This window comes from Burkholderia sp. AU15512, assembly GCF_002223325.1.
GTDB lineage: Bacteria > Pseudomonadota > Gammaproteobacteria > Burkholderiales > Burkholderiaceae > Burkholderia.
The window spans coordinates 273,820-295,036 of sequence record NZ_NKEX01000004.1 but is presented as its reverse complement, the minus strand read 5'-3'; the positions used below and the strand labels follow the sequence as shown (position 1 = coordinate 295,036).

The 21,217-nt window shown below is 66.9% G+C and carries 25 protein-coding genes; 16 read left to right on the top strand and 9 right to left on the bottom strand.

The genetic code is table 11. The annotated features are described in order from the left end of the window. The first annotated feature begins 7 nt into the window (after window positions 1-7). The 8 genes from CFB43_RS13955 to CFB43_RS13920 all read left to right on the top strand — a co-directional run bounded on the left by CFB43_RS13955 (window position 8) and on the right by CFB43_RS13920 (window position 7,206). On the top strand, window positions 8-463 hold the full coding sequence (locus tag CFB43_RS13955; protein ID WP_089495478.1) for an FKBP-type peptidyl-prolyl cis-trans isomerase: 456 nt from the start codon (window positions 8-10) through the stop codon (window positions 461-463). Window positions 464-465: 2 nt separating this feature from the next. After that, window positions 466-1,446, top strand: a complete 981-nt coding sequence (gene ispH / locus CFB43_RS13950; protein WP_011352949.1) for a 4-hydroxy-3-methylbut-2-enyl diphosphate reductase — start codon at window positions 466-468, stop codon at window positions 1,444-1,446. Between the two features lie 270 nt (window positions 1,447-1,716). Then, entirely contained in the window at window positions 1,717-2,394 is a 678-nt protein-coding gene (locus tag CFB43_RS13945; protein ID WP_089495477.1) for an amino acid-binding protein, read from the top strand. Window positions 2,395-2,605: 211 nt separating this feature from the next. Continuing rightward, window positions 2,606-3,556, top strand: coding sequence for a branched-chain amino acid ABC transporter permease (locus CFB43_RS13940; protein WP_006488946.1), 951 nt, complete (start codon window positions 2,606-2,608; stop codon window positions 3,554-3,556). An 18-nt stretch (window positions 3,557-3,574) separates the two neighbouring features. Further along, window positions 3,575-4,744: an ABC transporter permease subunit gene (locus CFB43_RS13935; RefSeq protein WP_047852538.1), complete on the top strand. Its 1,170-nt coding sequence runs from the start codon at window positions 3,575-3,577 to the stop codon at window positions 4,742-4,744. A 23-nt stretch (window positions 4,745-4,767) separates the two neighbouring features. Then, window positions 4,768-5,544, top strand: coding sequence for an ABC transporter ATP-binding protein (locus CFB43_RS13930; RefSeq protein ID WP_069248652.1), 777 nt, complete (start codon window positions 4,768-4,770; stop codon window positions 5,542-5,544). Beyond that, window positions 5,544-6,260, top strand: coding sequence for an ABC transporter ATP-binding protein (locus tag CFB43_RS13925; protein ID WP_089426143.1), 717 nt, complete (start codon window positions 5,544-5,546; stop codon window positions 6,258-6,260). Before CFB43_RS13930 ends, CFB43_RS13925 begins: the two co-directional genes overlap by 1 nt. A gap of 274 nt (window positions 6,261-6,534) precedes the next feature. After that, a complete protein-coding gene (locus CFB43_RS13920) occupies window positions 6,535-7,206 on the top strand; it encodes a DUF2278 family protein (RefSeq protein WP_089495476.1) in 672 nt (223 codons plus the stop codon). A gap of 24 nt (window positions 7,207-7,230) precedes the next feature. Here the strand turns inward: CFB43_RS13920 and CFB43_RS13915 are convergent, their stop codons facing one another. The 3 genes from CFB43_RS13915 to CFB43_RS13905 all read right to left on the bottom strand — a co-directional run bounded on the left by CFB43_RS13915 (window position 7,231) and on the right by CFB43_RS13905 (window position 10,207). Then, window positions 7,231-7,686, bottom strand: a complete 456-nt coding sequence (locus tag CFB43_RS13915; protein ID WP_089495475.1) for a GNAT family acetyltransferase — start codon at window positions 7,684-7,686, stop codon at window positions 7,231-7,233. 13 nt (window positions 7,687-7,699) lie between these two features. Next, the gene (locus CFB43_RS13910) at window positions 7,700-8,884 is read right to left on the bottom strand and encodes an acetylornithine transaminase (RefSeq protein WP_069248649.1); all 1,185 of its coding nucleotides are present in this window, start codon (window positions 8,882-8,884) and stop codon (window positions 7,700-7,702) included. 291 nt (window positions 8,885-9,175) lie between these two features. Continuing rightward, the gene (locus tag CFB43_RS13905; RefSeq protein ID WP_089495474.1) at window positions 9,176-10,207 is read right to left on the bottom strand and encodes a CDP-6-deoxy-delta-3,4-glucoseen reductase; all 1,032 of its coding nucleotides are present in this window, start codon (window positions 10,205-10,207) and stop codon (window positions 9,176-9,178) included. A 107-nt stretch (window positions 10,208-10,314) separates the two neighbouring features. On the opposite strand from CFB43_RS13905, the gene CFB43_RS13900 reads away from it, so the two are divergent. Beyond that, a complete protein-coding gene (locus CFB43_RS13900) occupies window positions 10,315-11,352 on the top strand; it encodes an NAD-dependent epimerase/dehydratase family protein (RefSeq protein WP_089495473.1) in 1,038 nt (345 codons plus the stop codon). Here CFB43_RS13900 and CFB43_RS13895 read toward each other — a convergent pair. Both CFB43_RS13895 and CFB43_RS13890 read right to left on the bottom strand, forming a co-directional pair. Further along, window positions 11,335-11,523, bottom strand: a complete 189-nt coding sequence (locus CFB43_RS13895; protein ID WP_089495472.1) for a hypothetical protein — start codon at window positions 11,521-11,523, stop codon at window positions 11,335-11,337. The genes CFB43_RS13900 and CFB43_RS13895 overlap by 18 nt on opposite strands. Window positions 11,524-11,625: 102 nt before the next feature. Continuing rightward, window positions 11,626-12,342 (bottom strand): pseudouridine synthase, encoded by a 717-nt coding sequence (locus tag CFB43_RS13890; RefSeq protein WP_089495471.1) that lies wholly within the window; start codon window positions 12,340-12,342, stop codon window positions 11,626-11,628. 114 nt (window positions 12,343-12,456) lie between these two features. Between CFB43_RS13890 and copC the strand changes: the two genes are divergently transcribed. From copC to CFB43_RS13870, 4 genes are all read left to right on the top strand, one after another. Then, window positions 12,457-12,831, top strand: a complete 375-nt coding sequence (gene copC / locus CFB43_RS13885; protein WP_089495470.1) for a copper homeostasis periplasmic binding protein CopC — start codon at window positions 12,457-12,459, stop codon at window positions 12,829-12,831. 63 nt (window positions 12,832-12,894) lie between these two features. Further along, the gene (locus CFB43_RS13880; protein ID WP_089495469.1) at window positions 12,895-13,395 is read left to right on the top strand and encodes a DinB family protein; all 501 of its coding nucleotides are present in this window, start codon (window positions 12,895-12,897) and stop codon (window positions 13,393-13,395) included. Between the two features lie 186 nt (window positions 13,396-13,581). Beyond that, entirely contained in the window at window positions 13,582-14,355 is a 774-nt protein-coding gene (locus CFB43_RS13875; RefSeq protein WP_039368119.1) for an SDR family oxidoreductase, read from the top strand. Window positions 14,356-14,521: 166 nt separating this feature from the next. Further along, window positions 14,522-15,451, top strand: coding sequence for a LysR family transcriptional regulator (locus CFB43_RS13870; RefSeq protein WP_089495468.1), 930 nt, complete (start codon window positions 14,522-14,524; stop codon window positions 15,449-15,451). A gap of 40 nt (window positions 15,452-15,491) precedes the next feature. Here the strand turns inward: CFB43_RS13870 and CFB43_RS13865 are convergent, their stop codons facing one another. Beyond that, entirely contained in the window at window positions 15,492-16,388 is an 897-nt protein-coding gene (locus CFB43_RS13865; RefSeq protein WP_089495467.1) for a LysR family transcriptional regulator, read from the bottom strand. A 106-nt stretch (window positions 16,389-16,494) separates the two neighbouring features. On the opposite strand from CFB43_RS13865, the gene CFB43_RS13860 reads away from it, so the two are divergent. Then, entirely contained in the window at window positions 16,495-17,385 is an 891-nt protein-coding gene (locus CFB43_RS13860; RefSeq protein WP_089495466.1) for an alpha/beta fold hydrolase, read from the top strand. 30 nt (window positions 17,386-17,415) lie between these two features. On the opposite strand, the gene CFB43_RS13855 is transcribed toward CFB43_RS13860, so the two are convergent. Together CFB43_RS13855 and CFB43_RS13850 are read right to left on the bottom strand one after the other, a co-directional pair. Next, the gene (locus tag CFB43_RS13855) at window positions 17,416-18,315 is read right to left on the bottom strand and encodes an SDR family oxidoreductase (protein ID WP_089495465.1); all 900 of its coding nucleotides are present in this window, start codon (window positions 18,313-18,315) and stop codon (window positions 17,416-17,418) included. A 40-nt stretch (window positions 18,316-18,355) separates the two neighbouring features. Continuing rightward, window positions 18,356-19,093, bottom strand: coding sequence for an SDR family oxidoreductase (locus tag CFB43_RS13850; protein WP_089495464.1), 738 nt, complete (start codon window positions 19,091-19,093; stop codon window positions 18,356-18,358). Window positions 19,094-19,210: 117 nt separating this feature from the next. Between CFB43_RS13850 and CFB43_RS13845 the strand changes: the two genes are divergently transcribed. Then, complete coding sequence (locus CFB43_RS13845; protein ID WP_089495463.1) at window positions 19,211-20,113, top strand: LysR family transcriptional regulator; 903 nt, start codon at window positions 19,211-19,213, stop codon at window positions 20,111-20,113. Window positions 20,114-20,163: 50 nt separating this feature from the next. Here CFB43_RS13845 and CFB43_RS38390 read toward each other — a convergent pair whose 3' ends face one another. Further along, window positions 20,164-20,331, bottom strand: coding sequence for a hypothetical protein (locus CFB43_RS38390; RefSeq protein WP_179254832.1), 168 nt, complete (start codon window positions 20,329-20,331; stop codon window positions 20,164-20,166). 342 nt (window positions 20,332-20,673) lie between these two features. On the opposite strand from CFB43_RS38390, the gene CFB43_RS39190 reads away from it, so the two are divergent. After that, window positions 20,674-21,066, top strand: a complete 393-nt coding sequence (locus CFB43_RS39190) for a surface-adhesin E family protein (protein ID WP_373452545.1) — start codon at window positions 20,674-20,676, stop codon at window positions 21,064-21,066. The last annotated feature ends 151 nt before the right edge of the window (window positions 21,067-21,217 follow it).

Genomic DNA, 21,217 nt, shown 5'->3' with positions numbered 1-21,217 from the left:
GTAATTCATGAGCCTCATCGATCTATCCGAAGTGAAGCCCGGTTCCCACGTCACATTGCATTACCGGCTGGCACTCGCCGACGGCGCCGATATCGTCAACACCTTCACCGACAAGCCGGCCACGTTGCTGCTCGGCGCGGGGCAACTGGCGCCGTCGCTGGAACAGATTCTGATCGGCCTCAGGGTCGGCGACCATTCGACTTTTCAGCTAGCCCCCGACCAGGGGTTCGGTCCCCGGAATCCCGACATGCTCCAGCGCGTGACGCTGTCGACGCTGCGCGAGAACGGGATGGTCGGCGACGATTTCACGCCGGGCGAACTGATCGAGTTCAACGCGCCGGACGGCGGCCGATACGCGGGGGTGCTGAAGGAAGTCAGCGAAACCTCGGCACTGTTCGACTTCAATCATCCGCTCGCGGGCCAAGCGCTCACGTTCGAAGTGAAAATCATCGGAATCCTGTAATCATGAGCACCACCGATACGCTGTCCGGGCAGACCGTCGCCGCCGATGCCGAAATCCTGCTGGCCCAGCCGCGCGGTTTCTGCGCGGGCGTCGATCGCGCGATCGAGATCGTCGAGCGCGCCATCGCGATGCACGGTGCGCCGATCTACGTCCGTCACGAGATCGTCCACAACAAGTACGTGGTCGAGGATCTGAAGAAGAAAGGCGCGATCTTCGTCGAGGAACTCGAGGAAGTGCCGGCCGGCAATACCGTGATCTTCAGCGCGCATGGCGTGTCGAAGGCCGTGCGCGACGAGGCCGACGTGCGCGGGTTGCGCATTTACGACGCAACCTGCCCGCTCGTCACGAAGGTGCACGTCGAAGTGGCGAAGATGCGCCAGGACGGCGTCGACATCGTCATGATCGGGCACAAGGGCCATCCGGAAGTCGAAGGCACGATGGGGCAGGTCGAGCGCGGCATGCATCTCGTCGAGAGCGTCGAGGACGTGCAGAAGCTCGAGCTCGCCGATCCCGAACGCATCGCGCTCGTCACGCAGACGACGCTGTCCGTCGACGACGCGGCCGAGATCATCGGCGCGTTGAAGGCCAAGTATCCGAAGATCCGCGAGCCGAAGAAGCAGGACATCTGCTACGCGACGCAGAACCGCCAGGACGCCGTGAAGTTCATGGCGCCGCAGTGCGATGTCGTGATCGTCGTCGGCAGCCCGAACAGCTCGAATTCGAGCCGCCTGCGCGAAGTGGCCGAGAAGCGCGGCGTGGACGCGTACATGGTCGATGCACCCGACCAGATCGATCCGGCATGGGTCGCAGGCAAGCGTCGCATCGGCGTGACGGCCGGCGCGTCGGCCCCCGAAGTGCTCGCCCAGGCCGTGATCGCACGGCTGCGCGAACTCGGTGTGCGCAATGTGCGCGCGCTCGACGGCATCGAGGAAAACGTGTCGTTTCCGCTGCCGCGCGGGTTGAACCTGCCACCCGCCGCCTGATTGCCGCATCGCACCCGCGGAACACCGAAGCGCGCCTGACGGCGCGCTTTTTTTTGCCTGTCGAATTCGCAATCGCAACCATTATTCGGATCAATGGTGCAACCGGGTTGCTCTGCGCGCTTCCAAGCGCCTGTCAAAATTGGTTGCAATGCAGGAAAACCCCATCGAATCAGGATTATTGGCGTCCTATAAATGGAGTTACAATGCGCCCGTTTTCAGGCCTGAATGGCTTTGAAATCGGGATTTTGGCAAGGCGCGGGAGACCACTCAATGCATGTGAAGTTGGCTTACGCCATGTCCGTCGCCGCACCGGTTGCAATGCTTGCCGGCTGCAGCAAAAAGAGCGACGACGAGGCGGGGAGGGAGGCTGCGGTGTTCGCGGCACCGCCGGCCAGCGGCGTGCGCGTCGCCGGAACCGGTCGTGCGGCACCCTTTGCGTGCCGCATCGCGCAATGGGGCAAGGACAAGGTAAACGGGGCACGTTTGGCGATCGAGGAAATCAACGCGGTTGGCCTGGCGAACGGCCAGGCAGCGGGCACGCAGGTTGCAGCACAGCAGGCCGCCGGTCGTGGCGTGACAGCGACCGTGCGCGCCGATCGACGCAGGCCGGCACGGGTGCCCGGCGATGCGGGCAGCGTGCCGATGTCGCCGGTCCCCTTTCATTTCGATTCGACGAAACAGCGCGTTGCCGCGAGCAATGACGTCGCGGCGCGCGGTCTGGTTCGTACGAAGGATTCCGACGTAGTCCTGACGAATGTCGGGCGCGGCGTTCGCGGTGCCTCGCGAGGCAGCGCGGCACGGAATCCGATCCGCCCGAGTGCGGGGCTCGCCTCGCCCCGGACGGGAAAAGGCACGGATGCCGGGCAACCGGACGATGGCCGTCTCGGCATGCTGCCCTACGACTTCAAGGAGGCCACGAACACCGTCCTCGATGTCGTGACGATTTAGCGACGGGACTCATGACGGCACCGGAACAGTGCGGTGCCGTTTTTGTATCCGCTCCGGCGGCAGGTCCGGCCGTACAGGCCGGGCGGCGCGCGCCGGGACGATCCACCCTTACCGGTATCGACTAGTACCCGCAGTGTCGCCGAGAAGGCGCGATTCCTCGCTTACCCGCGGGGCGCAACGTCCTCCGGCAGCACGGGCCAAGGAGCTTTAAATGGATATTTTCGTCCAGCAGGTTCTCAACGGGCTGGTGCTCGGCAGTGTCTACGCCATCATCGCGTTGGGTTACACGATGGTGTACGGCATTCTCGGCATCATCAACTTCGCGCATGGCGACGTGCTGATGATCGGCGCGATGGTCGCCCTGTCGGCCATCACCGTGCTGCAGAACCATTTCCCCGGACTCGGCAACGTCGCGACGCTGACGATCGGCCTGGGTATCGCCGCAGTCGTCTGTGCATTCGTCGGCTTCACGATCGAACGGGTCGCCTACCGGCCGCTGCGTCGCGCTCCGCGCCTTGCCCCGCTGATCACCGCGATCGGCGTGTCGATCCTGCTGCAGACCGCCGCGATGATCATCTGGTCGCGCAACCCGCTGCCGTTCCCGCAATTGCTGCCGACCGATCCGATCAACGTGATCAAGGCCACCGACACGACGCCCGGCGCCGTGATCTCGGTGACTGAAATCGTGATCATCGCGGTGGCGTTCATCGTGATGGGCGGCCTGCTGCTGCTCGTGCACAAGACCAAGCTCGGCCGCGCGATGCGCGCGATCGCCGAAAGCCCGAACACCGCGAGCCTGATGGGCGTGAACCCGAACTTCGTGATCTCGGCGACGTTCATGATCGGCTCCGCGCTCGCCGCGCTGGCCGGCGTGATGATCGCATCCGAATACGGCAACGTGCACTTCTACATGGGCTTCATCCCCGGCATGAAGGCATTCACGGCCGCGGTGCTGGGCGGGATCGGCAACCTTGGCGGTGCGATGGTCGGCGGCGTGCTGCTCGGCCTGATCGAGCAGCTCGGGGCCGGCTACATCGGCAACCTCACGGGCGGCGTATTCGGCAGTAACTACCAGGACGTGTTCGCCTTCATCGTGCTGATCATCGTGCTGGTGTTCCGTCCGTCCGGCCTGCTGGGCGAACGTGTCGCGGATCGCGCGTAACGGAAGGGAGCAAACAACATGACATCCATTCAACCGATCGAATCCTCGACGTCGCTCGTCGAAGAGCGCAACACCACCAAGACGGTCATCATCGGCCTCCTGACCGCGGTCTTCGTGATCGCGGCGCCGATCATCATCGGCTCGGCCGGCGGCAACTACTGGGTCCGCGTGCTCGACTTCGCGATGCTGTACGTGATGCTCGCGCTGGGCCTGAACGTGGTGGTCGGCTTCGCCGGCCTGCTCGACCTGGGTTACATCGCGTTCTACGCGGTGGGTGCGTACACGGCGGCATTGTTGAGCTCGCCGCACCTGAGCTCGCAATTCGAGTGGATCGCGGCGCTCGCGCCGAACGGGCTGCACATCCCGTTCCTGATCATCGTGCCGATCGCGATGGCGCTGGCGGCGACGTTCGGGATCCTGCTCGGCGCGCCGACGCTGCGCCTGCGCGGCGACTACCTGGCGATCGTGACGCTCGGCTTCGGTGAAATCGTCCGGATCTTCATGAACAACCTCGACCGCCCGGTGAACATCACCAACGGCCCGAAGGGGATCACGGGCATCGATCCGGTGCACATCGGCGACTTCAGCCTCGCGCAGACGCACTCGCTGTTCGGGATCCAGCTGCCGTCGGTCTACATGTACTACTACCTGTTCGTGCTCTGCTCGCTGCTGGTGATCTGGGTGTGTACGCGCCTGCAGCACTCGCGTATCGGCCGCGCATGGGCGGCGATCCGCGAAGACGAGATCGCGGCGAAGGCGATGGGCATCAACACCCGCAACGTGAAGCTGCTCGCGTTCGCGATGGGTGCGTCGTTCGGCGGCCTGTCGGGGGCGATGTTCGGTTCGTTCCAGGGCTTCGTGTCGCCGGAATCGTTCACGTTCTGGGAATCGATCGTCGTGCTGGCCTGCGTGGTGCTCGGCGGCATGGGCCACATCCCGGGCGTGATCCTGGGCGCGGTGCTGCTCGCGATCTTCCCGGAATTCCTGCGCTCGACGATGAGCCCGCTGCAGCACGCGCTGTTCGGTCATGACATCGTCGATACGGAAGTGATCCGTCAGGCGCTGTACGGCCTCGCGATGGTCGTCATCATGCTGTATCGCTCGGAAGGCCTGTGGCCCGCGCCGAAGCATGAGGACAAGATCGCGAAACTGGCGAAGCGCGCCAGCAAGAAGCCGGTGCGCGCTTAATCGACGGACAAGGGGATACACACATGAGCGACAAACAAATCCGACTGTCCGTGCAGGGCGTGAACAAACGCTTCGGCGGCCTGCAGGCGCTGTCCGATGTCGGTCTGCAGATCAGGGAAGGCGAGATCTACGGCCTGATCGGCCCGAACGGCGCCGGCAAGACGACGTTCTTCAACGTGATCACGGGCCTCTACACGCCGGACTCCGGCGAGTTCAAGCTCGACGGCACGGAATACAAGCCGACCGCGGTGCATCAGGTCGCGAAGACGGGCATCGCGCGCACGTTCCAGAACATCCGCCTGTTCGGCGGGATGACGGCCCTCGAGAACGTGATGGTGGGCCGCCACGTGCGCACCAAGCACGGGCTGCTCGGCGCGGTGTTCCAGACGCCGGCCGAACGCCAGGAGGAGCGCGAGATCAAGGAACGCGCGATCGAGCTGCTCGAATACGTCGGCGTGCTGCAGTACGCGGACTACACGTCGCGCAACCTGTCGTACGGCCACCAGCGCCGTCTCGAGATCGCGCGCGCGCTTGCCACCGACCCGAAGCTGCTCGCGCTCGACGAGCCGGCGGCCGGGATGAACGCGACCGAGAAGGTCGAACTCACGCGCCTGCTCGACAAGATCCGCTCGGATGGCCGCACGATTCTCCTGATCGAGCACGACGTGAAGCTCGTGATGGGGCTGTGCAACCGGATGACGGTGCTCGATTACGGCAAGGTGATCGCCGAGGGTCTGCCGCAGGACGTGCAGAAGAATCCGAAGGTGATTGAGGCATATCTCGGCGCAGGGGTGCACTGATGGCAGCGGCAATGTTGAAAATCAAGGGCTTGCAGGTCAACTACGGCGGCATCCAGGCCGTCAAGGGCGTTGACATGGAAGTCCGTCAGGGCGAGCTCGTGACGCTGATCGGCGCGAACGGCGCGGGCAAGACCACGACGATGAAGGCGATCACGGGGCTGAAGGCGTATTCGGCCGGCGACATCGAGTACGAGGGCAAGTCGATCAAGGGCATCCCGACGCACGAGCTGCTCAAGCGCGGCCTCGCGATGGTGCCGGAAGGCCGCGGGATCTTCGCGCGGATGTCGATCGTCGAGAACATGCAGATGGGCGCGTACCTGCGCAACGACGGCGAGCAGATCAAGAAGGACGTCGACCGCATGTTCGGCTTCTTCCCGCGCCTGAAGGAGCGTGCGACGCAGCTCGCGGGCACGCTGTCGGGCGGCGAGCAGCAGATGCTGGCGATGTCGCGCGCGATCCTGTCGAAGCCGAAGCTGCTGCTGCTCGACGAGCCGTCGATGGGCCTGTCGCCGATCATGGTCGAGAAGATCTTCGAAGTGGTGCGTGAAATCTCGAAGGAGGGCATCACGGTGCTGCTGGTCGAGCAGAACGCGCGCCTCGCGCTGCAGGCGGCCGACCGTGGTTACGTGATGGATTCGGGCACGGTCACGATGGAAGGCGATGCGAAGCAGATGCTCGACGATCCGAAGGTGCGGGCTGCGTACCTGGGTGAATGAGTGAGTGAATGAGCGGGCCCGGTGGCGCGCGACGGCAGATGCCGGCCGCGTCGCACACGGGCTTTCGAAAGGCTGTCACGGGATGCCGTGACAGCCTTTTTTTTCGTGTCATGCGATTCCGGTCGAACTTGTGTGGGCGGCCGCGACTCCATTCGACTGTTGCGCCGCGCACGCGGCGCGGGAACGATGGGGGCGGCCGCTCGTTGCCGGTCGCCTGCAAACCGACACATGGGCCGTGTAACATCGGCGGCCCATCGGGACACGGAGAGCGCGCATGAGTCTGGACTACGGTTTCGTGAAGGCGAAGGTGACATCGGTGGCGAAGCTGAAGGGCTCGCCGCATGGCAGCGAGATCCAGTACCACATCCACCTGACGCTGGCGTTGCCCGGCGGCGACTGGGACGTCGCGATCAACGTCGGCACCAACGACGCGGACGACCTGCTGAACTACAAGCTCGTCTACGATTTCCACCACCCGATCACGCAGACGCTCGCGGCCGCGGCCGAGGGCTACACGGACCTGACGGGGCAGGCGGCATTGCCCGCGCTCGACTACCTGCGCAGCGACATCCTGAACGAAACGGGCGCATGGCGCCCGAGCGCCGTGATGGACGGCACGGAGAATCAGGAGCCGATCCCGTCGCTGCTGCGGCTGGTGAACACCGCGCAGTCGCAGGGGCTCGACGTCGTCGTGTTCGGCCGCTCGTATTCGGAAGGCAACGGCATCCACGACACCCACATGAACCAGGGGTCGACCGGCGCGAACTATCTGCACCGCGCGGGCGACGACCACAACGATCACAACGACATCTGGCAGGACGGCGCGCTGATCGTGCGCGTGAGCGATACGCAGTGGGCCGCGTATTTCGCCGCGTTCGAGCAGCAGGCCGTGCCGACCGACGCGCTCGGCAATCCGCTGCCGGGCGCGGGGCCGATCACGCGCTGACGTGGCGGGCGGCCGGCCTCTGCTTCACGCGGCCGGCAGCGTCTTGCCGAACGAGATGCGTTCCTCGACGCGATAGCCGAGCGCCGCGTAGAAGCGGCACGCATCGTCGTTGCCGGGCAGCACCTGCAGATTGATCTTCAGGCAGCCGCGCGCGGCGAGCGCGCGTTCCGCATGCGCGATCAGCGCGCGGCCGATGCCGAGCCGGCGTGCGTCGTTCGATACGCCGAACGAGTAGAGCCAGCCGCGATGCCCGTCGAAACCCGCCATCAGCGTGCCGACCACGCGCGCGCCGCTGGTCGCGACGAAGAACAGTTCCGGCTGCGTCGCGAGCTTCAGCTCGATCGATCGGAGCGGATCGCGGTGCGGCGGCGCATCCGCGTCTTCGTACTGCGGGAATGCGTCGCGCCATACCGCGAGCACGGCATCGGTGTCGGCGCGTTCGAACGGGCGGATTACAACGGCATCGGCGGCGGCATCCATCGCGGCGGTCTCCTTAGAGCGTGTCGAGCACCGACCGCAGCATCGCCATCATCTGGTCGATTTCCTCGGTCGTCACGTTCAGTGCGGGCATGAAGCGCAGCAGGTTCGGCCGCGCGGCGTTCAGCAGCAGGCCGTCGGGCTGCATGTCGCGGGCCTTCTCGACGATCTGCGGGCCGATGTCCTTGCCGAGCAGCAGCGCGCGCAGCAGGCCTTCGCCGCGTTCGCCTTCGAAGCCGCGCTCTTCCGACAGCTCGAGCAGCTTGCGCTTCAGGTATTCGCTGCGCGCACGCACGCCTTCGAGGAAGCCCGGTGCGACGAGCTGTGAGATCACCGAATAGCCGACCGCCGTCATCAGCGGGTTACCGTTGTACGTGCCGCCCTGGTCGCCGGCCTCGAACACCGCGAACTCGGCCTTCGACAGCAGCGCGCCGAGCGGGGCGCCGCCGCCGATGCCTTTCGCGAGCGTCATGACGTCCGGCTCGATGCCGGACAGCTCGTACGCGAACAGCGTGCCCGCGCGGCCGCAGCCGCTTTGCACTTCGTCGACGATCAGCAGCAGGTCGTGCTGCTTCGTCAGCGCGCGCAGCGCCTGCATGAATTCACGCGTGGCCGGAATCACGCCGCCTTCGCCCTGGATCGGCTCGAGCATCACCGCGACGGTCTTGTCGGTGATCAGCTTCTCGACCGAGTTGATGTCGTTCAGCTCGGCCTTCGGGAAGCCCGGAACCTGCGGTGCGTAGATCGTGTCCCAGCCCGGCTTGCCGCTGGCCGACATCGTCGCGAGCGTGCGGCCGTGGAAGCTGTGGTCGAACGTGATGATCTCGTACGCGCCGTTCTTGAACTTGCGGCCCCACTTGCGCGCGAGCTTGATCGCGCCTTCGTTCGCTTCCGCGCCGCTGTTCGTGAAGAACACCTTGTCGAACACGCTGTGCTGCGTGAGCAGGCCCGCGAGCTTCGCCATCGGTTCGTTGTAGAACGCGGGCGACGGGTTCAGCAGCTTTTCCGCCTGCGTCTTCAGCGCGTCGACGATGCCTTCGTTGCAATGGCCGAGGCTGTTGACGGCCCAGCCCTGGATGAAGTCCAGATAGCGCTTGCCCGTGTGATCGTAGAGCCACGAACCCTTGCCGTGCGTAAACACGATGTCGGGGCGGTTCGTGATGTACATCAGCGAGTCGATCGGATAATCGTTCAGGGGCATGGCAGCAGACTCCAGCGGACGTTGAAAGGGAAACAGGCAATAAAAAAGCCACGGAAGGCCGTGGCTGGTGGGTCGAACAGCTTGTGCGTAACCGGTGAAGCGGTGTGGGTTACGCGCGAGTCCGTGACGAGCCTGCGGCATCCGGGCGGAGCGGCGAGCGGCGACGTCGAAGGGCGGACAGGAAGCAGTTCATGTGCGCAAGCATAAGGCATCCCGCGCGTCACTGTAAACCGCCGCGATGCCACGGATGTGACATCGCGGCGCGCAGTGCCGCACGCGGGTGCGCGGGCCTCAGACCGGATGCGCGAGATCGGCGGCGCTCGTGAACGAGTCCGCGTAGAACTCGTCGGCCGGCAGCGCGTGGTGCTGCGTGAAGTCGCGCTGCGCGGATTCGACCATCACCGGCGCGCCGCACGCGTACACCTGGTGGCCCGACAGGTCGGGCAGATCCTCGATCACCGCGCGATGGACGAAGCCGGTGCGGCCCGTCCACTGATCGCCGGCGTCCGGCTCGGAGAGCACCGGCACGTACTTGAAGTTCGGGATCTCGCGTGCCCACTGCTCAGCCAGTTCGCCGAGGTAGATGTCCTTCTTGCGGCGTGCGCCCCAGTAGAGCGTCATCGGGCGCGTGATGCCCGTGTGCTTCACGTGCTCGATGATCGCCTTGATCGGCGCGAAGCCGGTGCCCGATGCGAGCAGCACGATCGGCTTGTCGGAATCCTCGCGCAGGAAGAACGTGCCGAGCGGGCCTTCGAAGCGCAGGATGTCGCGCTCCTTCATCGCGCCGAACACGTGGTCGGTGAACTTGCCGCCCGGCATGTGGCGGATGTGGAGCTCGACCGGGCCTTCCTCGTGCGGCGCGCTCGCCATCGAGTAGCTGCGGCGCGAGCCGTCCTTCAGGATGAACTCGACGTACTGGCCCGCGAGATACTGCAGGCGTTCGTTGGCGGGGAGCTGCAGCTTCACGACCATCACGTCGTCGGCCTTGCGCTCGAGCGCGGCGATCCGGCACGGCAGCTTCTTGACCTGCACGCCGTCGACGCCGGCGATTTCACGCACGTCGATTTCGAGATCGCACTGTGCCTTCGAGCAGCACAGCAGCGCGAGGCCGCGGGTGCGCTCGTCGTTGGACAGCGCCGACGCGGCGTGCGGGCCCTGTTCGATCTGGCCCGACACGATCTGGCCCTTGCACGAGCCGCACGCGCCGTTCTTGCAGCCGTACGGCAGATGGACGTTCTGGCGCAGCGCGGCCGCCAGCACGGTTTCATCCGACTCGACCTGGAATTGCCGGCCGCTTTGCTTGAGAGTGACGTTGAATGCCATAGAACCAAACTAGAACAAAATGGGGGGACCGTGCATGTCGGGCACGGCAGCTACAATGCAAACCCGTTGCGCGTCGCGCAACGGTGGCTACTGATTTCGCAACCAACATGATCGCGACTCGAATCCTGCGCCGGCCGCGCGCACTGATCGTCGGCTGCGGCGACGTCGGCATGCGCTGCGTCGCGCAATGGCGCGACGCGCGCCGCAACCTGCGGATCTTCGCGCTGACGAGCCATCCGGCCCGTCGCGACGAACTGCGCGCCGCGGGTGCAACGCCGATCGTCGGCAACCTCGATCGCCGGGCGACGCTTGGCCGCCTCGCGGGCCTGGCCCGCACGATCCTGCATCTCGCACCGCCGCAGTCCGATGGCCGCGACGACCGGCGCACGCGTGCGCTGATCGCCGCAACGACCGTGCCTGCGCGACGGCCACCGGTGCCGCCGGCCTCGGCGGTCGGCCGGCTCCGAACGCTGCGCACCGCTACCCGACAGGCCGGCGCGCCCGTTCGGGCAGCGCGTATTGTACCCGACGGCCTTCGTGCGCCGAGGCTCGTCTACGCCAGTACGACGGGCGTTTACGGCGATTGCGGCGGCGCGCGCATCGACGAGACGCAGCCGCTGCGCCCCGCGAATCCGCGCGCGTTCCGGCGCGTGTCGGCCGAGCGGCAACTGCGTGCGGCGACGGTGCGCGGCGTGCTGTCCGCGCGCATCGTGCGGATTCCCGGGATCTACGCGGCGAACCGTCTGCCGGTCGCACGGCTCGAGCGCGGCACGCCGGCGCTCGAACCGGCCGACGACGTCTACACGAACCACATCCACGCGGACGATCTCGCGGCGATCCTGCGCCGCGCGGCCGAACGCGGCAAGCCGGCGCGCGCCGTGCACGCGTCGGACGACAGCGAACTGCGGATGGGGGAGTATTTCGACCGGGTCGCGCAGGTGCTCGGCCTGCCGAGGCCGCCGCGCGTCAGCCGCGCGGACGCCGAGCGTCAGCTCGAACCGACACTGCTGTCGTTCATGCGCGAGTCGCGGCGCCTGTCCAACGCACGGCTCAAGGCCGAATTGTGCGTGACGTTGCGCTATCCGACCGTAGATGATTTCCTTCAAACGCTCGCGCCGGGCAGCGCGTCAGGTGAGCGCCGGTAACGCCTCGATCAGCAGGAAGCACAGCAACGCGCCGATCAGCGCGCCAATCAGGTTCGGATGATATTTGTGCTTCCGGTGCATCGTGGCCAGCAGGCCGCCGATCACGATGACCCCGACGACCGCGAACGCGATCATCACGTACGACAGTTCAAAAGTATGGTTGCTCATGATGTCTCCCCTGCATCGCTGCTCGTACAGCTTGTGATTTCAGTATAGCGGGGGAACATGCGGCCGAGATGCGGTCGAACGTCGAACGGTCGTGCGGATTTTCCCTTACAGGGTTTTGACGGTATTGCGCAGCGCCGAAAGGTCGGCGTCATCGAGCCAGCGCCACGCGCCGGGCGCGAGATCGTCCGGCAGCGTGAAGCCGCCGATGCTTTCGCGATGCAGCGCTTCGACGCGATTGCTCGCCGCCGCGACCATGCGCTTGACCTGGTGATACTTGCCTTCGAGGACGGTCAGCGCGAGTGCGTGCGGGTCGCGCGCGTCGGCGGCGACCGCCGCGATCGGCTTCGGCTCGCCGTGCAACTGCACGCCGGTGCGCAGCGTGTTCAGCTGCGTGTCGTCGAGCGGGTGGCGCACGGTTGCCACGTAGGTCTTCGGCACCTTGCGCTTCGGCGACGTGTACGCGTGCACGAACTGGCCGTCGTCGGACAGCAGCAGCAGGCCCGTCGTGTCCTGGTCGAGACGCCCGACGCACTGCACGCCGCGCGCGACGAGCGGCGCAGGCAGCAGGCTGAACACGCTTGCGTGGTGTTGCGGGTCGCGTGAGCACTCGTAGCCGGCCGGCTTGTTGAGCGCGAGATAGGCGCGTGCGTGGAACGGCCACGCCGTATCGTCGACCGAGAACACGAGGCCGTCGGTATCGAACGCGGCGTCGGGGTCGGTCGCGCGGGCGCCCGCCACGCTGACGCGGCCGGCTTCGATCAGGCCGCGGCACTGGCGGCGCGAGCCGAAGCCCTGGGTGTAGAGAATGCTTTCGAGATCCATAGCGCGCGCATTCTATCAAGCGATGGCGCGCGACCGGCATGAACGTGCATGCGCTGGTAAGCTGCCGGTACGCCGCGCGGGGCGCGGCGCCCGTTCATTCTTCACGGAAAGCACATGCCTTTTGCTTCGTTCCCGTTCGGCCGCCACGCCGCTGCCGTCATCGTTGCCGCGACCGTCTCGTCGGCCGTGTTCGCGCACGCGCACCTGGCGAAGAGCGATCCGGCGGCGGGCGCGTCGGTGGCTGCCGCACCGGCCGCCGTCACGATCGACTTCACCGAGCCGCTGGAGCCGGCGTTCAGCTCGATCGTCGTCGTCGACGGCGACGGCAAGACGGTGTCGGACGGCCGTGCGCGCATCGACGCGTCGAATCGCAAGCGGATGTCGGTGCCGCTCACGGCGGCCGGTACCGGCGCCTATACGGTGAAATGGGTGGCCGTCGCGGCCGACGGGCACCGCACGCAGGGCGCGTACGGCTTCAGCGTGAAGTGACGCAACGGCGACGGCAGGCCCGTGCCAGGGCTGCCGTCGCCCCTATCCGACAGGGAGTCCCGCATGAATCCGACGACGCTCGACGCACTCGCCGATTTCCCCCGTCAGCTCGAAGCGCATTTCGCGGCCGTCCCCGACGGCTACGCGCGCTGGACGCCCGATGACTGGGCCGGGATTCCAAGCGAGCATTTTTCGCCGCTCGGGCAGCTCTGCCATGTGCGCGACATCGAGATCGACGGCTATCACGTGCGGCTGCGGCGGATGCTCGACGAAGACCGGCCGCTGCTCGTGTCGATCGACGGCGACGCACTCGCGATCGAACGCCGCTACAACGATGCGTATGCGTCCGACGTGCTGGCGGCGATCCGCGAAGCGCGGCGCGAGACGCTGGACCTCGTGTCGCGTCTCACGCCCGAACAGCTCGCACGCACCGGGGAATTCCACGGCTACGGTTCGCTGACCGTGCGCGGGCTCGTCCACTACCTGTGCAGCCACGACCAGCAGCACCTGGCCGGCATGCAGTGGCTGCTCGGCAAGATCGACGCGACGCTGTATGCGCGCTGAGCGGGCGCCGGGATAGGCGTCAATCGATCGAGGGCAGATTCCGGCGCGGTTGTCGGTGCGGCAGGCTGCACACCCGCGCTTCGATTGGATCGTTTTTCTGGATAATCCATCCAGCGTTGCCCGGCTGACCGGCGCGTCGCGCGTGCCTACACTCCAAGCTTCGTTCAACGAGAAAAGGAGTCAACCGTGGCAACTCATACGCTCGCAGACAAGGTCGTCCTGATCGCAGGCGGCGCAAAGAATCTCGGCGGCCTGATCGCGCGGGATCTGGCGAGCCACGGTGCGAAGGCCGTGGCGATTCACTACAACAGCGCGGCGTCGCAGGCGCAAGCCGAGGAGACGGCCGCCGCGGTGCGTGCGGCCGGCGCGGAAGCGGCCACGTTCCAGGGCGACCTGACGACGGCCGCCGCGGTCGAGAAGCTGTTCGACGACGCGAAGCAGCGCTTCGGCAAGATCGACATCGCGATCAACACGGTCGGCAAGGTGCTGAAGAAGCCGTTCACCGAGATCAGCGAGGCCGAGTACGACGAGATGTTCGCGGTCAACAGCAAGTCGGCGTTCTTCTTCATCAAGGAAGCGGGGCGGCACCTCGAGGATCACGGCAAGCTCGTTACGCTCGTGACGTCGCTGCTCGGCGCGTTCACGCCGTTCTATGCGGCGTACGAAGGGTCGAAGGCGCCGGTCGAGCATTTCACGCGCGCGGCGTCGAAGGAGTACGGCGCGCGCGGGATTTCGGTGACGGCCGTCGGGCCGGGCCCGATGGACACGCCGTTCTTCTACCCGGCCGAGGGCGCCGATGCGGTCGCGTACCACAAGACGGCGGCCGCGCTGTCGCCGTTCAGCAAGACGGGCCTGACCGACATCGAGGACGTCGTGCCGTTCATCCGCCATCTCGTCACCGACGGCTGGTGGATCACGGGCCAGACGATCCTGATCAACGGCGGCTACACGACCAAGTAACCGGCCCGGCAACGGGCCGCGCGGCGCACCGCAATGGCGCGTTTGCGTGGACAATGGACGGGCGCGCGGCTTCGCGGCTGCGTGCCCGTTTTCTCTGTGCCGCCGACCCTGGCCGCGACGCGCGACGGCTGGCGGCGGCGTTCGTCCGAACCTACGTTCCCCGCCGATGGACAAGCTGGATCAGGTCAGAATCTTCCTGCAGGTTGCCGAGATGGGCAGCTTCATCAAGGCCGCGCATGCGCTCGACGTGCCGCGCGCGACCGTGTCGGCGGCCGTCCAGCAACTGGAGACGGGGCTCGGCACGCGCCTCTTGCACCGCACGACACGCCAGGTGCAGCTGACCGCCGACGGCGCGCTGCTGCTCGAACGCGGCCGGCGCCTGCTCGCGGAGGCCGACGAACTCGACCGCCTGTTCCGCCGCCGCGACCGCGACGTGATCGGCCGGCTGAACGTCGACGTGCCGAGCCGGATCGCGCGCCGCATGGTGGCGCCCGCGCTGCCGTCGCTGTTTCACCGTTATCCGAAGCTGCAACTGTCGCTCGGCTCGACCGATCGTTCGATCGACCTGGTGCAGGAGGGCGTCGACTGCGCGATCCGCGTCGGGCGGCTTGCCGACAGCAGCCTCGTCGTTCGGCCGCTCGGACAGTTCACGCTGATCAATTGCGCGAGCCCCGACTACCTGCGCGAATGCGGCGTGCCCGAGCATCCGGATGCGCTCGCGCACGGACACTGGGCGATCGGCTATGCGTCGCCGACGACCGGGCGCGAACTCGACTGGGAATACTGCACGGACGGCCAGCGGCACACGCTCATGCTGCCGAGCCGGGTGATCGTCAACAATGCCGAAACCTATATCGCCAGCTGCATCGCCGGGATGGGGCTGATCCAGATTCCGCGCTTCGACGTCCAGCATCTGCTCGACAGCGGCGCACTCGTCGACGTGATGCCCGGCCACCGCGCCGCACCGATGGACGTGTCGGCCGTGTACCCGCACCGGCGCCATCGTTCGCGCCGGCTCAATGCCTTCATCGAATGGTTCGGGGAACTGATGGCGAGCGCGCTGACGCATGGCAGGGAGGGGGCGGAGGGCGACTGACCGGCACGGCCGGATCGCGTCAGGTGCCGTCGTGCCTGTTTCAGCCGGGCAGCGCCGCGAACTGCCGGCTGCGGCCGGTTTCCCGCACCGCATCGATCAACGCCGCGCCGGCGCCGTCCGGTTTCGCCGCGAACGCATAGAAGCGCGCGGCCGGCAGCACCGGCAGGCCGTCCTGCAGGCCGCATTCGCGCAGGCCGTCGCGCAACTGGCTGCGCGCCAGCGCGGTGACCGCGAAGCCCGCGAGCGCGGCCGACACGCAGCCGGCCATGCTGCTGCTCTCGAACAGCACGCGGAACGGCCGCAGCGCAGCGGCGAGTGCCGCGACGGCGGCTTCGCGATAGACGCATGGCTGCGGAAACAGCGCGAGCGGCACGTCGCCGCCGGCGTCGAGCGCGCGATCCGACGCGAACGCCCACACGAGCGGTTCTTCCCACAGCAGTTCGCCCGGCGTGTCGACCTGCCGGCACTGCTTGCCGAACACGACGTCGAGCCGGCCGAGCGTCAGCTCGCGCAGCAGCGACGCGGTGATCCCCACCTTCAGCTCGATCGACGTGCGCGGGTGGCGGTCGCGGAACGTGCGCAGCACGTGCGGCAGCCACGCGCCCGCGAAATCCTCCGATGCGCCGACCCGCAGCGGTCCGTGCGCCGGCGCGCCGCGCAGCCTTGCGCGCACTTCGCGCTCCATGTCGACGATGTTGCGTGCGTACGCGTACAGCGTGTCGCCGGCCGGCGTGAGCGCGATGCGACGGGTGGTGCGCGCGAGCAGCACCGTGCCGGCCGCCTGTTCGAGCCGCTTGATGTGGCCGCTGACGGCGGACGGCGTCAGCGCGAGCCGTTCCGCGGCCGGCGCGAATCCGCGGCTGTCGACGACTTCGAGGAAGGTGCGCAGCAGCGTGATGTCGAGCGAGGTCGACGCGGGATCGGTCAGCGGTTTCATGGATCAATTCAACGCGATACTCGAAGAATGAACCATGATACTCCGTGAATCGTGATGAAAGGCCGGCCTACCATCGTGCACTCGGATCCACCCAACGGAGTGCACGATGACGACCTATGCGCATGCGACGACCGCGTCGCTCGACCTTGCCTATCTCGAATGGAACCCGCGCGGCGAGCGCGTGGCCGTGCTGCTGCACGGCTGGCCGGACAGCCCGGTCGGCTGGGACGCGGTCGCGGCTTTGCTCGCCGCGCACGGCTACCGCGTGCTCGCGCCCGCGCTGCGCGGTTTTGCGCCGACCCGCTTTCGCGATGCATCCGTGCCGCGCAGCGGCCAGCTCGCGGCGCTCGGGCGCGACCTGCTCGACTTCGTCGATGCGCTCGGCATCGAGCGGCCCGTGCTGGTCGGGCACGACTGGGGCGCGCGGGCGGCCGCGAACGCGTGCGGGCTGCGCGAAGGCGCCGCATCGCATCTCGTGATGCTGTCGGTCGGGTACGGCACCAACGATCCGGGGCAGCCGCTGTCGCTGCAACAGGCGCGCAACTACTGGTATCACTGGTTCATGGCGACACCGCGCGGCGAGCAGGCGTTGCGCGACGATCGCCGCGCGTTTGCCCGCCTGATGTGGGACACGTGGTCGCCGCCGGGCTGGTATCGCGACAGCGATTTCGACGCGGCCGCCGCCGCGTTCGACGGGCCCGACTGGATCGACGTCGTGCTGCATTCGTACCGGCATCGATGGGGATTCGCACCGGGCACGCCGGCCTATGCCGACGACGATGCGCGGCTGAATCCCGCGCCGGTGCTGGCGTTGCCGACGCTCGTGCTGCACGGCGGCGCGGACACCTGCAATCATCCGGACAGCTCGGCCGGGCGCGAGCGGTTCTTTGCGGGGCGCTACGCGCGGCAGGTGCTGGACGGCGTCGGCCACTTTCCGCAGCGCGAGGCGCCGGCGGCAATCGCCGACGCGATCCTCGGGTTCTGCGAGCCAGGCTGAGGCGCACCGGCGTGGCCGGCGCACGGTGGATCAGCCGCCGACGCGGGCCGCGAGCAGGTCGGCGAGGCCGAGGTTCCTGAACATCTCGCGGCGAATCCGGTCGCCGACGCGGAACACTTCCTCCGCGCCGTCCTGCGACGGATCGACGAACACGCGGTACGGGCGCTTGCCGGCCGGGGCGGCGACGATGCCGGCAATGGCTGTCGCGACGGTGCCGGCATCGGCGTCCGCCGGTTCGAGCGCGGCGAGGCCTTGAAGCGCCTGTTCGGCGACACCCGCATAGGGGCCGTCGACGTAGGCGGCCTGAATGGCCGCATCGGCCGGCTTGCCTGCGTGGGCGAAGTGATTCGTGCCCTGGGTGAAGGCGCCCGGCACGACGATCGACGTCTCGATCCCCCAGCGGGCCAGTTCGGCCGCATAGGACACCGCGAGCGAATCCATCGCGGCTTTCGCGGCGAAGTAGGGTGCGAGGAACGGCGGCGTACCGCCGCGCGCGGACGACGACGACACCCAGACGAGCAGCCCGCGCCCCTGGCGGCGCAAGTGCGGCAGCGCCGCGCGGTTGACGCGCTGGGTCGACACGACGTTGATGTCGTAGAGCTCGCCGATCTGCTCGGGCGTGAACGCTTCGGCCGGGCCGAACACCATGTGGCCGGCGTTGTGGACGATGACGTCGAGGCGGCCGGTGTCCGCGATCACGCGATCGATGGCGGCGCCAACGGACGCGTCGTCGCCGACGTCGAGCTCGACGGTGCGCAGGTCGACGCCGTGTTCCTGCGCGTAGGCGGCGATGGCGGTGACGCGCGGCGCGTTGCGGCCGGTGCTGTCGCGCATCGATGCGTAGACGGTATGGCCGGCGCGGGCGAGCGCCTGGGCCGTCAAAAGGCCGAAGCCGCTGGACGCGCCCGTGACGAGAATGACTTCCTTCATGATCGATCTCCGGTAAGCGGTGGGCGTGGCAGGCGGCCGGTCAGCACATGCCGCCGTTGGCGCGCAGGACCTGGCCGTTGACCCACGCGCCGTCGGGGCCGGCGAGGAACGCGACGACGCTGGCGATGTCGGCGGGCTGGCCGAGCCGCTCCAGCGGATTCAGCTTCGCGAGCCGATCGACGAGTTCGGGGCTCTTGCCCTGCAGGAACAACTCTGTCGCGACCGGCCCCGGCGCGACGGCGTTCACGCTGATGCCGCGGCCGCGCATCTCCTGCGCGAGCACCTGCGTCAGGCTTTCGACCGCCGCCTTGCTGGCGACGTACACACCGTAAGTCGGCATGCGCATGCCGATCACGCTGGTCGACAGGTTGATGATGCGTCCGCCGTCGCGCACCCGCCTGGCCGCTTCGCGGCAGACGTTGAACGTGCCTTTCACGTTGATGGTGATCGTTTCGTCGAAGAGCGCATCGTCGCAGTCGGCGATGGTCGCCAGCTTCATCACGCCCGCGGAGTTGACCACCACATCCAGACCGCCGAATGCTTGTTTTGCGGCGTCGAACAGCGCGACCACGGCCGCCGGATCGGCGACGTTCGCCTGCACCGCGATAGCATGGCCGCCGTCGGCGACGATCGCGTCGACCACGTCCTGCGCGGGGCCGGCGCCGCCGGCATAGTTCACGACGACGCTGAAACCGTCGCGGGCGAGACGGCGGGCGATTTCCGCACCGATGCCGCGCGACGAGCCCGTGACGAGGGCGACCTGTTCCGATGTGCTCATGTCCTGCTCCTTGGTTCGTGAGTGCCGTGCGTTCCGGCGACAGGACTAATGTAGGCTCCCTCGATCAATAAAAATAATGAATAATGATCAGATCAAGAATGACTGAAAGTATGTCTTATGGCATTCGACAGCAGGCTTTTGAGCGGGATCGGCGTGCTCTCGGCGGTGATCGAGGCCGGCACCTTCGCGCGCGCCGGCGAGGCGATGGGGTTGACGCAGCCCGCGGTGAGCCGTGCCGTCGCCCGGCTGGAGGAGCGCGTCGGCATCCGGATCTTCAACCGCACGGCCCGTGCGATCACGCTGACCGACGAAGGGCGGCGTTTCTATGAAGCGGTCGCGCCGCTGCTGGCCGGCATCGAGGACGCGGCGATCGACGCCGGCCAGTCGAAGGCGCGTGTCAGGGGGCGGCTGCGCGTCAACGTCGACGCGACTTTCGGCCACTACGTGCTGGCGCCGAAGATGGCGGAGTTTCTCGACCGCTTTCCCGACCTGTCCGTCGAGATCAGCGTGCGCGACCGGATGGGCGACCTCGTCGCCGACGGGTTCGACGTGGCGGTGAGGTTCGGCATTCCGGAACCGTCGTCATACCGTGCGCGGCTGCTGCTGGAAACGCGCGTGCTGACCTGCGCGTCGGCGGCCTATGTCGCGCGCCATGGCGAACCGCGGCACCCGCGGGATCTCGCGAGCGGGCATCGCTGCGTGCTGATCCGCGATCCGGTGACGGGGCGGCCGTTCGAATGGGAATTCCATCGCGGCAAGGAGGTGATGCCGTTCGATGCCGCCGGCCGGCTGATGGTCAACGATACGGGCATGCTGCTCGGCGCGTGCCTCGGCGGCGCGGGGATTGCCCAGCTGCTGGAACTCTATGCGCGCGACATCCTTGCCGACGGGCGGCTGGAGCTGCTGCTGCCGGAATGGGCGGACGAGACGTTTCCGCTCTACGCGTATCACCACGCGTCCAACCTCGTTTCCGCGAAGGTGCGCGTGTTTCTCGACTTCGTGCGGGCGTTGATGGCCTGAGCCCGAGCCTGAACTCGGCTCGGCGTGCCGACGGCGGCTTTCCCGTCCATTCATTCGGTGCGATGCGGAATGCTGTCCGGGAACGGGTAGGGCGCGTGCGGGCCCGGCCAGTCGGGCACCGGCGGCGCGGTCAGAATGTCGCAGCCGGTCAGCATGAGCGACAGCGCCACGGCGAGCGCGCGGCGGCAGAGCGGAGTTGAAATCGGGCGCATGGACATGGCGTGCCTCCGTGCCGCGCATCCTCATGACGCTTGGACTGTTGCGCGGGGCACGCGTTGCGGCGCGGGCGGCAAAAACAAAAAACCCGCGAAGCGGCGAGCTTGCGCGGGTGTCGGCAGGCGCAGCGCTTCACGCTGCGAGAATGCTGGTGCCCAGGGCCGGACTCTAGGAATCGAACCGTGGACCTCAAAGCCTTATCCGGCGAGCGTGTTGCTGCGGCGGGTTTAACGAGTTACCACAGAGATTACCACGAGCGCGCGCTATACATCCCCTTGAGTGCGGGCTGACCACTGAGATAGAGTGAGCTAAAGAAACATAACACTTCGACAATCGGGGAAATAATGAAGCGCCTCTTCGCGCCAGTACTAGTTTCGATGGTTCTCGTTGGCACCGCACACTCGGCAAACTGGCAGGAGCTTACAAGAGGGGATCACGTTCGATTGCTGGTTGATCTGGGCTCAATGAAGTTCGATAGCGCTGGTTTTGTCCGTGCATGGGTAAAGTGGGAATACGATAGCCCGCAGACTTGGACAGAAAACATCCGGTACAAGACCAAGGTTGTTCAATACAACATCGACTGTAGGGGAGGCCGGTTCGATAATCCGGCTGGATATATCTACCGAAGTGACGGCACCGTAGCCACAAGCTGGGACCTGCCTTCTCCGATGAAGTCAATTGTTCCCGATAGCGTCGCGGACGTTGTCACCACCGGGCTATGCGCGGGCAGCCGGTAACGTGAAATGTTTGCCGGGAAAATCTCAGAGGGTATCTGATAAAGTCCCGCCGCGAAATTCCCCCCCGGTGGCCCTCCCGATTCACGGGCGCGCATCGCCACGCGCAGCCCCTTTGACGCGCATCCGGTAACACGCGCGATACCCTGACGCA

Excerpts from the sequence above, each read along its gene's own strand:
- CFB43_RS13955 (WP_089495478.1), top strand. The coding sequence starts at position 8 with ATGAGCCTCATCGATCTATCCGAAGTGAAGCCCGGTTCCCACGTCACA.
- ispH (WP_011352949.1), top strand. The coding sequence starts at position 466 with ATGAGCACCACCGATACGCTGTCCGGGCAGACCGTCGCCGCCGATGCC.
- CFB43_RS13945 (WP_089495477.1), top strand. The coding sequence starts at position 1,717 with ATGCATGTGAAGTTGGCTTACGCCATGTCCGTCGCCGCACCGGTTGCA.
- CFB43_RS13940 (WP_006488946.1), top strand. The coding sequence starts at position 2,606 with ATGGATATTTTCGTCCAGCAGGTTCTCAACGGGCTGGTGCTCGGCAGT.
- CFB43_RS13935 (WP_047852538.1), top strand. The coding sequence starts at position 3,575 with ATGACATCCATTCAACCGATCGAATCCTCGACGTCGCTCGTCGAAGAG.
- CFB43_RS13930 (WP_069248652.1), top strand. The coding sequence starts at position 4,768 with ATGAGCGACAAACAAATCCGACTGTCCGTGCAGGGCGTGAACAAACGC.
- CFB43_RS13925 (WP_089426143.1), top strand. The coding sequence starts at position 5,544 with ATGGCAGCGGCAATGTTGAAAATCAAGGGCTTGCAGGTCAACTACGGC.
- CFB43_RS13920 (WP_089495476.1), top strand. The coding sequence starts at position 6,535 with ATGAGTCTGGACTACGGTTTCGTGAAGGCGAAGGTGACATCGGTGGCG.
- CFB43_RS13915 (WP_089495475.1), bottom strand. The coding sequence starts at position 7,686 with ATGGATGCCGCCGCCGATGCCGTTGTAATCCGCCCGTTCGAACGCGCC.
- CFB43_RS13910 (WP_069248649.1), bottom strand. The coding sequence starts at position 8,884 with ATGCCCCTGAACGATTATCCGATCGACTCGCTGATGTACATCACGAAC.
- CFB43_RS13905 (WP_089495474.1), bottom strand. The coding sequence starts at position 10,207 with ATGGCATTCAACGTCACTCTCAAGCAAAGCGGCCGGCAATTCCAGGTC.
- CFB43_RS13900 (WP_089495473.1), top strand. The coding sequence starts at position 10,315 with ATGATCGCGACTCGAATCCTGCGCCGGCCGCGCGCACTGATCGTCGGC.
- CFB43_RS13890 (WP_089495471.1), bottom strand. The coding sequence starts at position 12,342 with ATGGATCTCGAAAGCATTCTCTACACCCAGGGCTTCGGCTCGCGCCGC.
- copC (WP_089495470.1), top strand. The coding sequence starts at position 12,457 with ATGCCTTTTGCTTCGTTCCCGTTCGGCCGCCACGCCGCTGCCGTCATC.
- CFB43_RS13880 (WP_089495469.1), top strand. The coding sequence starts at position 12,895 with ATGAATCCGACGACGCTCGACGCACTCGCCGATTTCCCCCGTCAGCTC.
- CFB43_RS13870 (WP_089495468.1), top strand. The coding sequence starts at position 14,522 with ATGGACAAGCTGGATCAGGTCAGAATCTTCCTGCAGGTTGCCGAGATG.
- CFB43_RS13865 (WP_089495467.1), bottom strand. The coding sequence starts at position 16,388 with ATGAAACCGCTGACCGATCCCGCGTCGACCTCGCTCGACATCACGCTG.
- CFB43_RS13860 (WP_089495466.1), top strand. The coding sequence starts at position 16,495 with ATGACGACCTATGCGCATGCGACGACCGCGTCGCTCGACCTTGCCTAT.
- CFB43_RS13855 (WP_089495465.1), bottom strand. The coding sequence starts at position 18,315 with ATGAAGGAAGTCATTCTCGTCACGGGCGCGTCCAGCGGCTTCGGCCTT.
- CFB43_RS13850 (WP_089495464.1), bottom strand. The coding sequence starts at position 19,093 with ATGAGCACATCGGAACAGGTCGCCCTCGTCACGGGCTCGTCGCGCGGC.
- CFB43_RS13845 (WP_089495463.1), top strand. The coding sequence starts at position 19,211 with ATGGCATTCGACAGCAGGCTTTTGAGCGGGATCGGCGTGCTCTCGGCG.
- CFB43_RS38390 (WP_179254832.1), bottom strand. The coding sequence starts at position 20,331 with ATGTCCATGCGCCCGATTTCAACTCCGCTCTGCCGCCGCGCGCTCGCC.
- CFB43_RS39190 (WP_373452545.1), top strand. The coding sequence starts at position 20,674 with ATGAAGCGCCTCTTCGCGCCAGTACTAGTTTCGATGGTTCTCGTTGGC.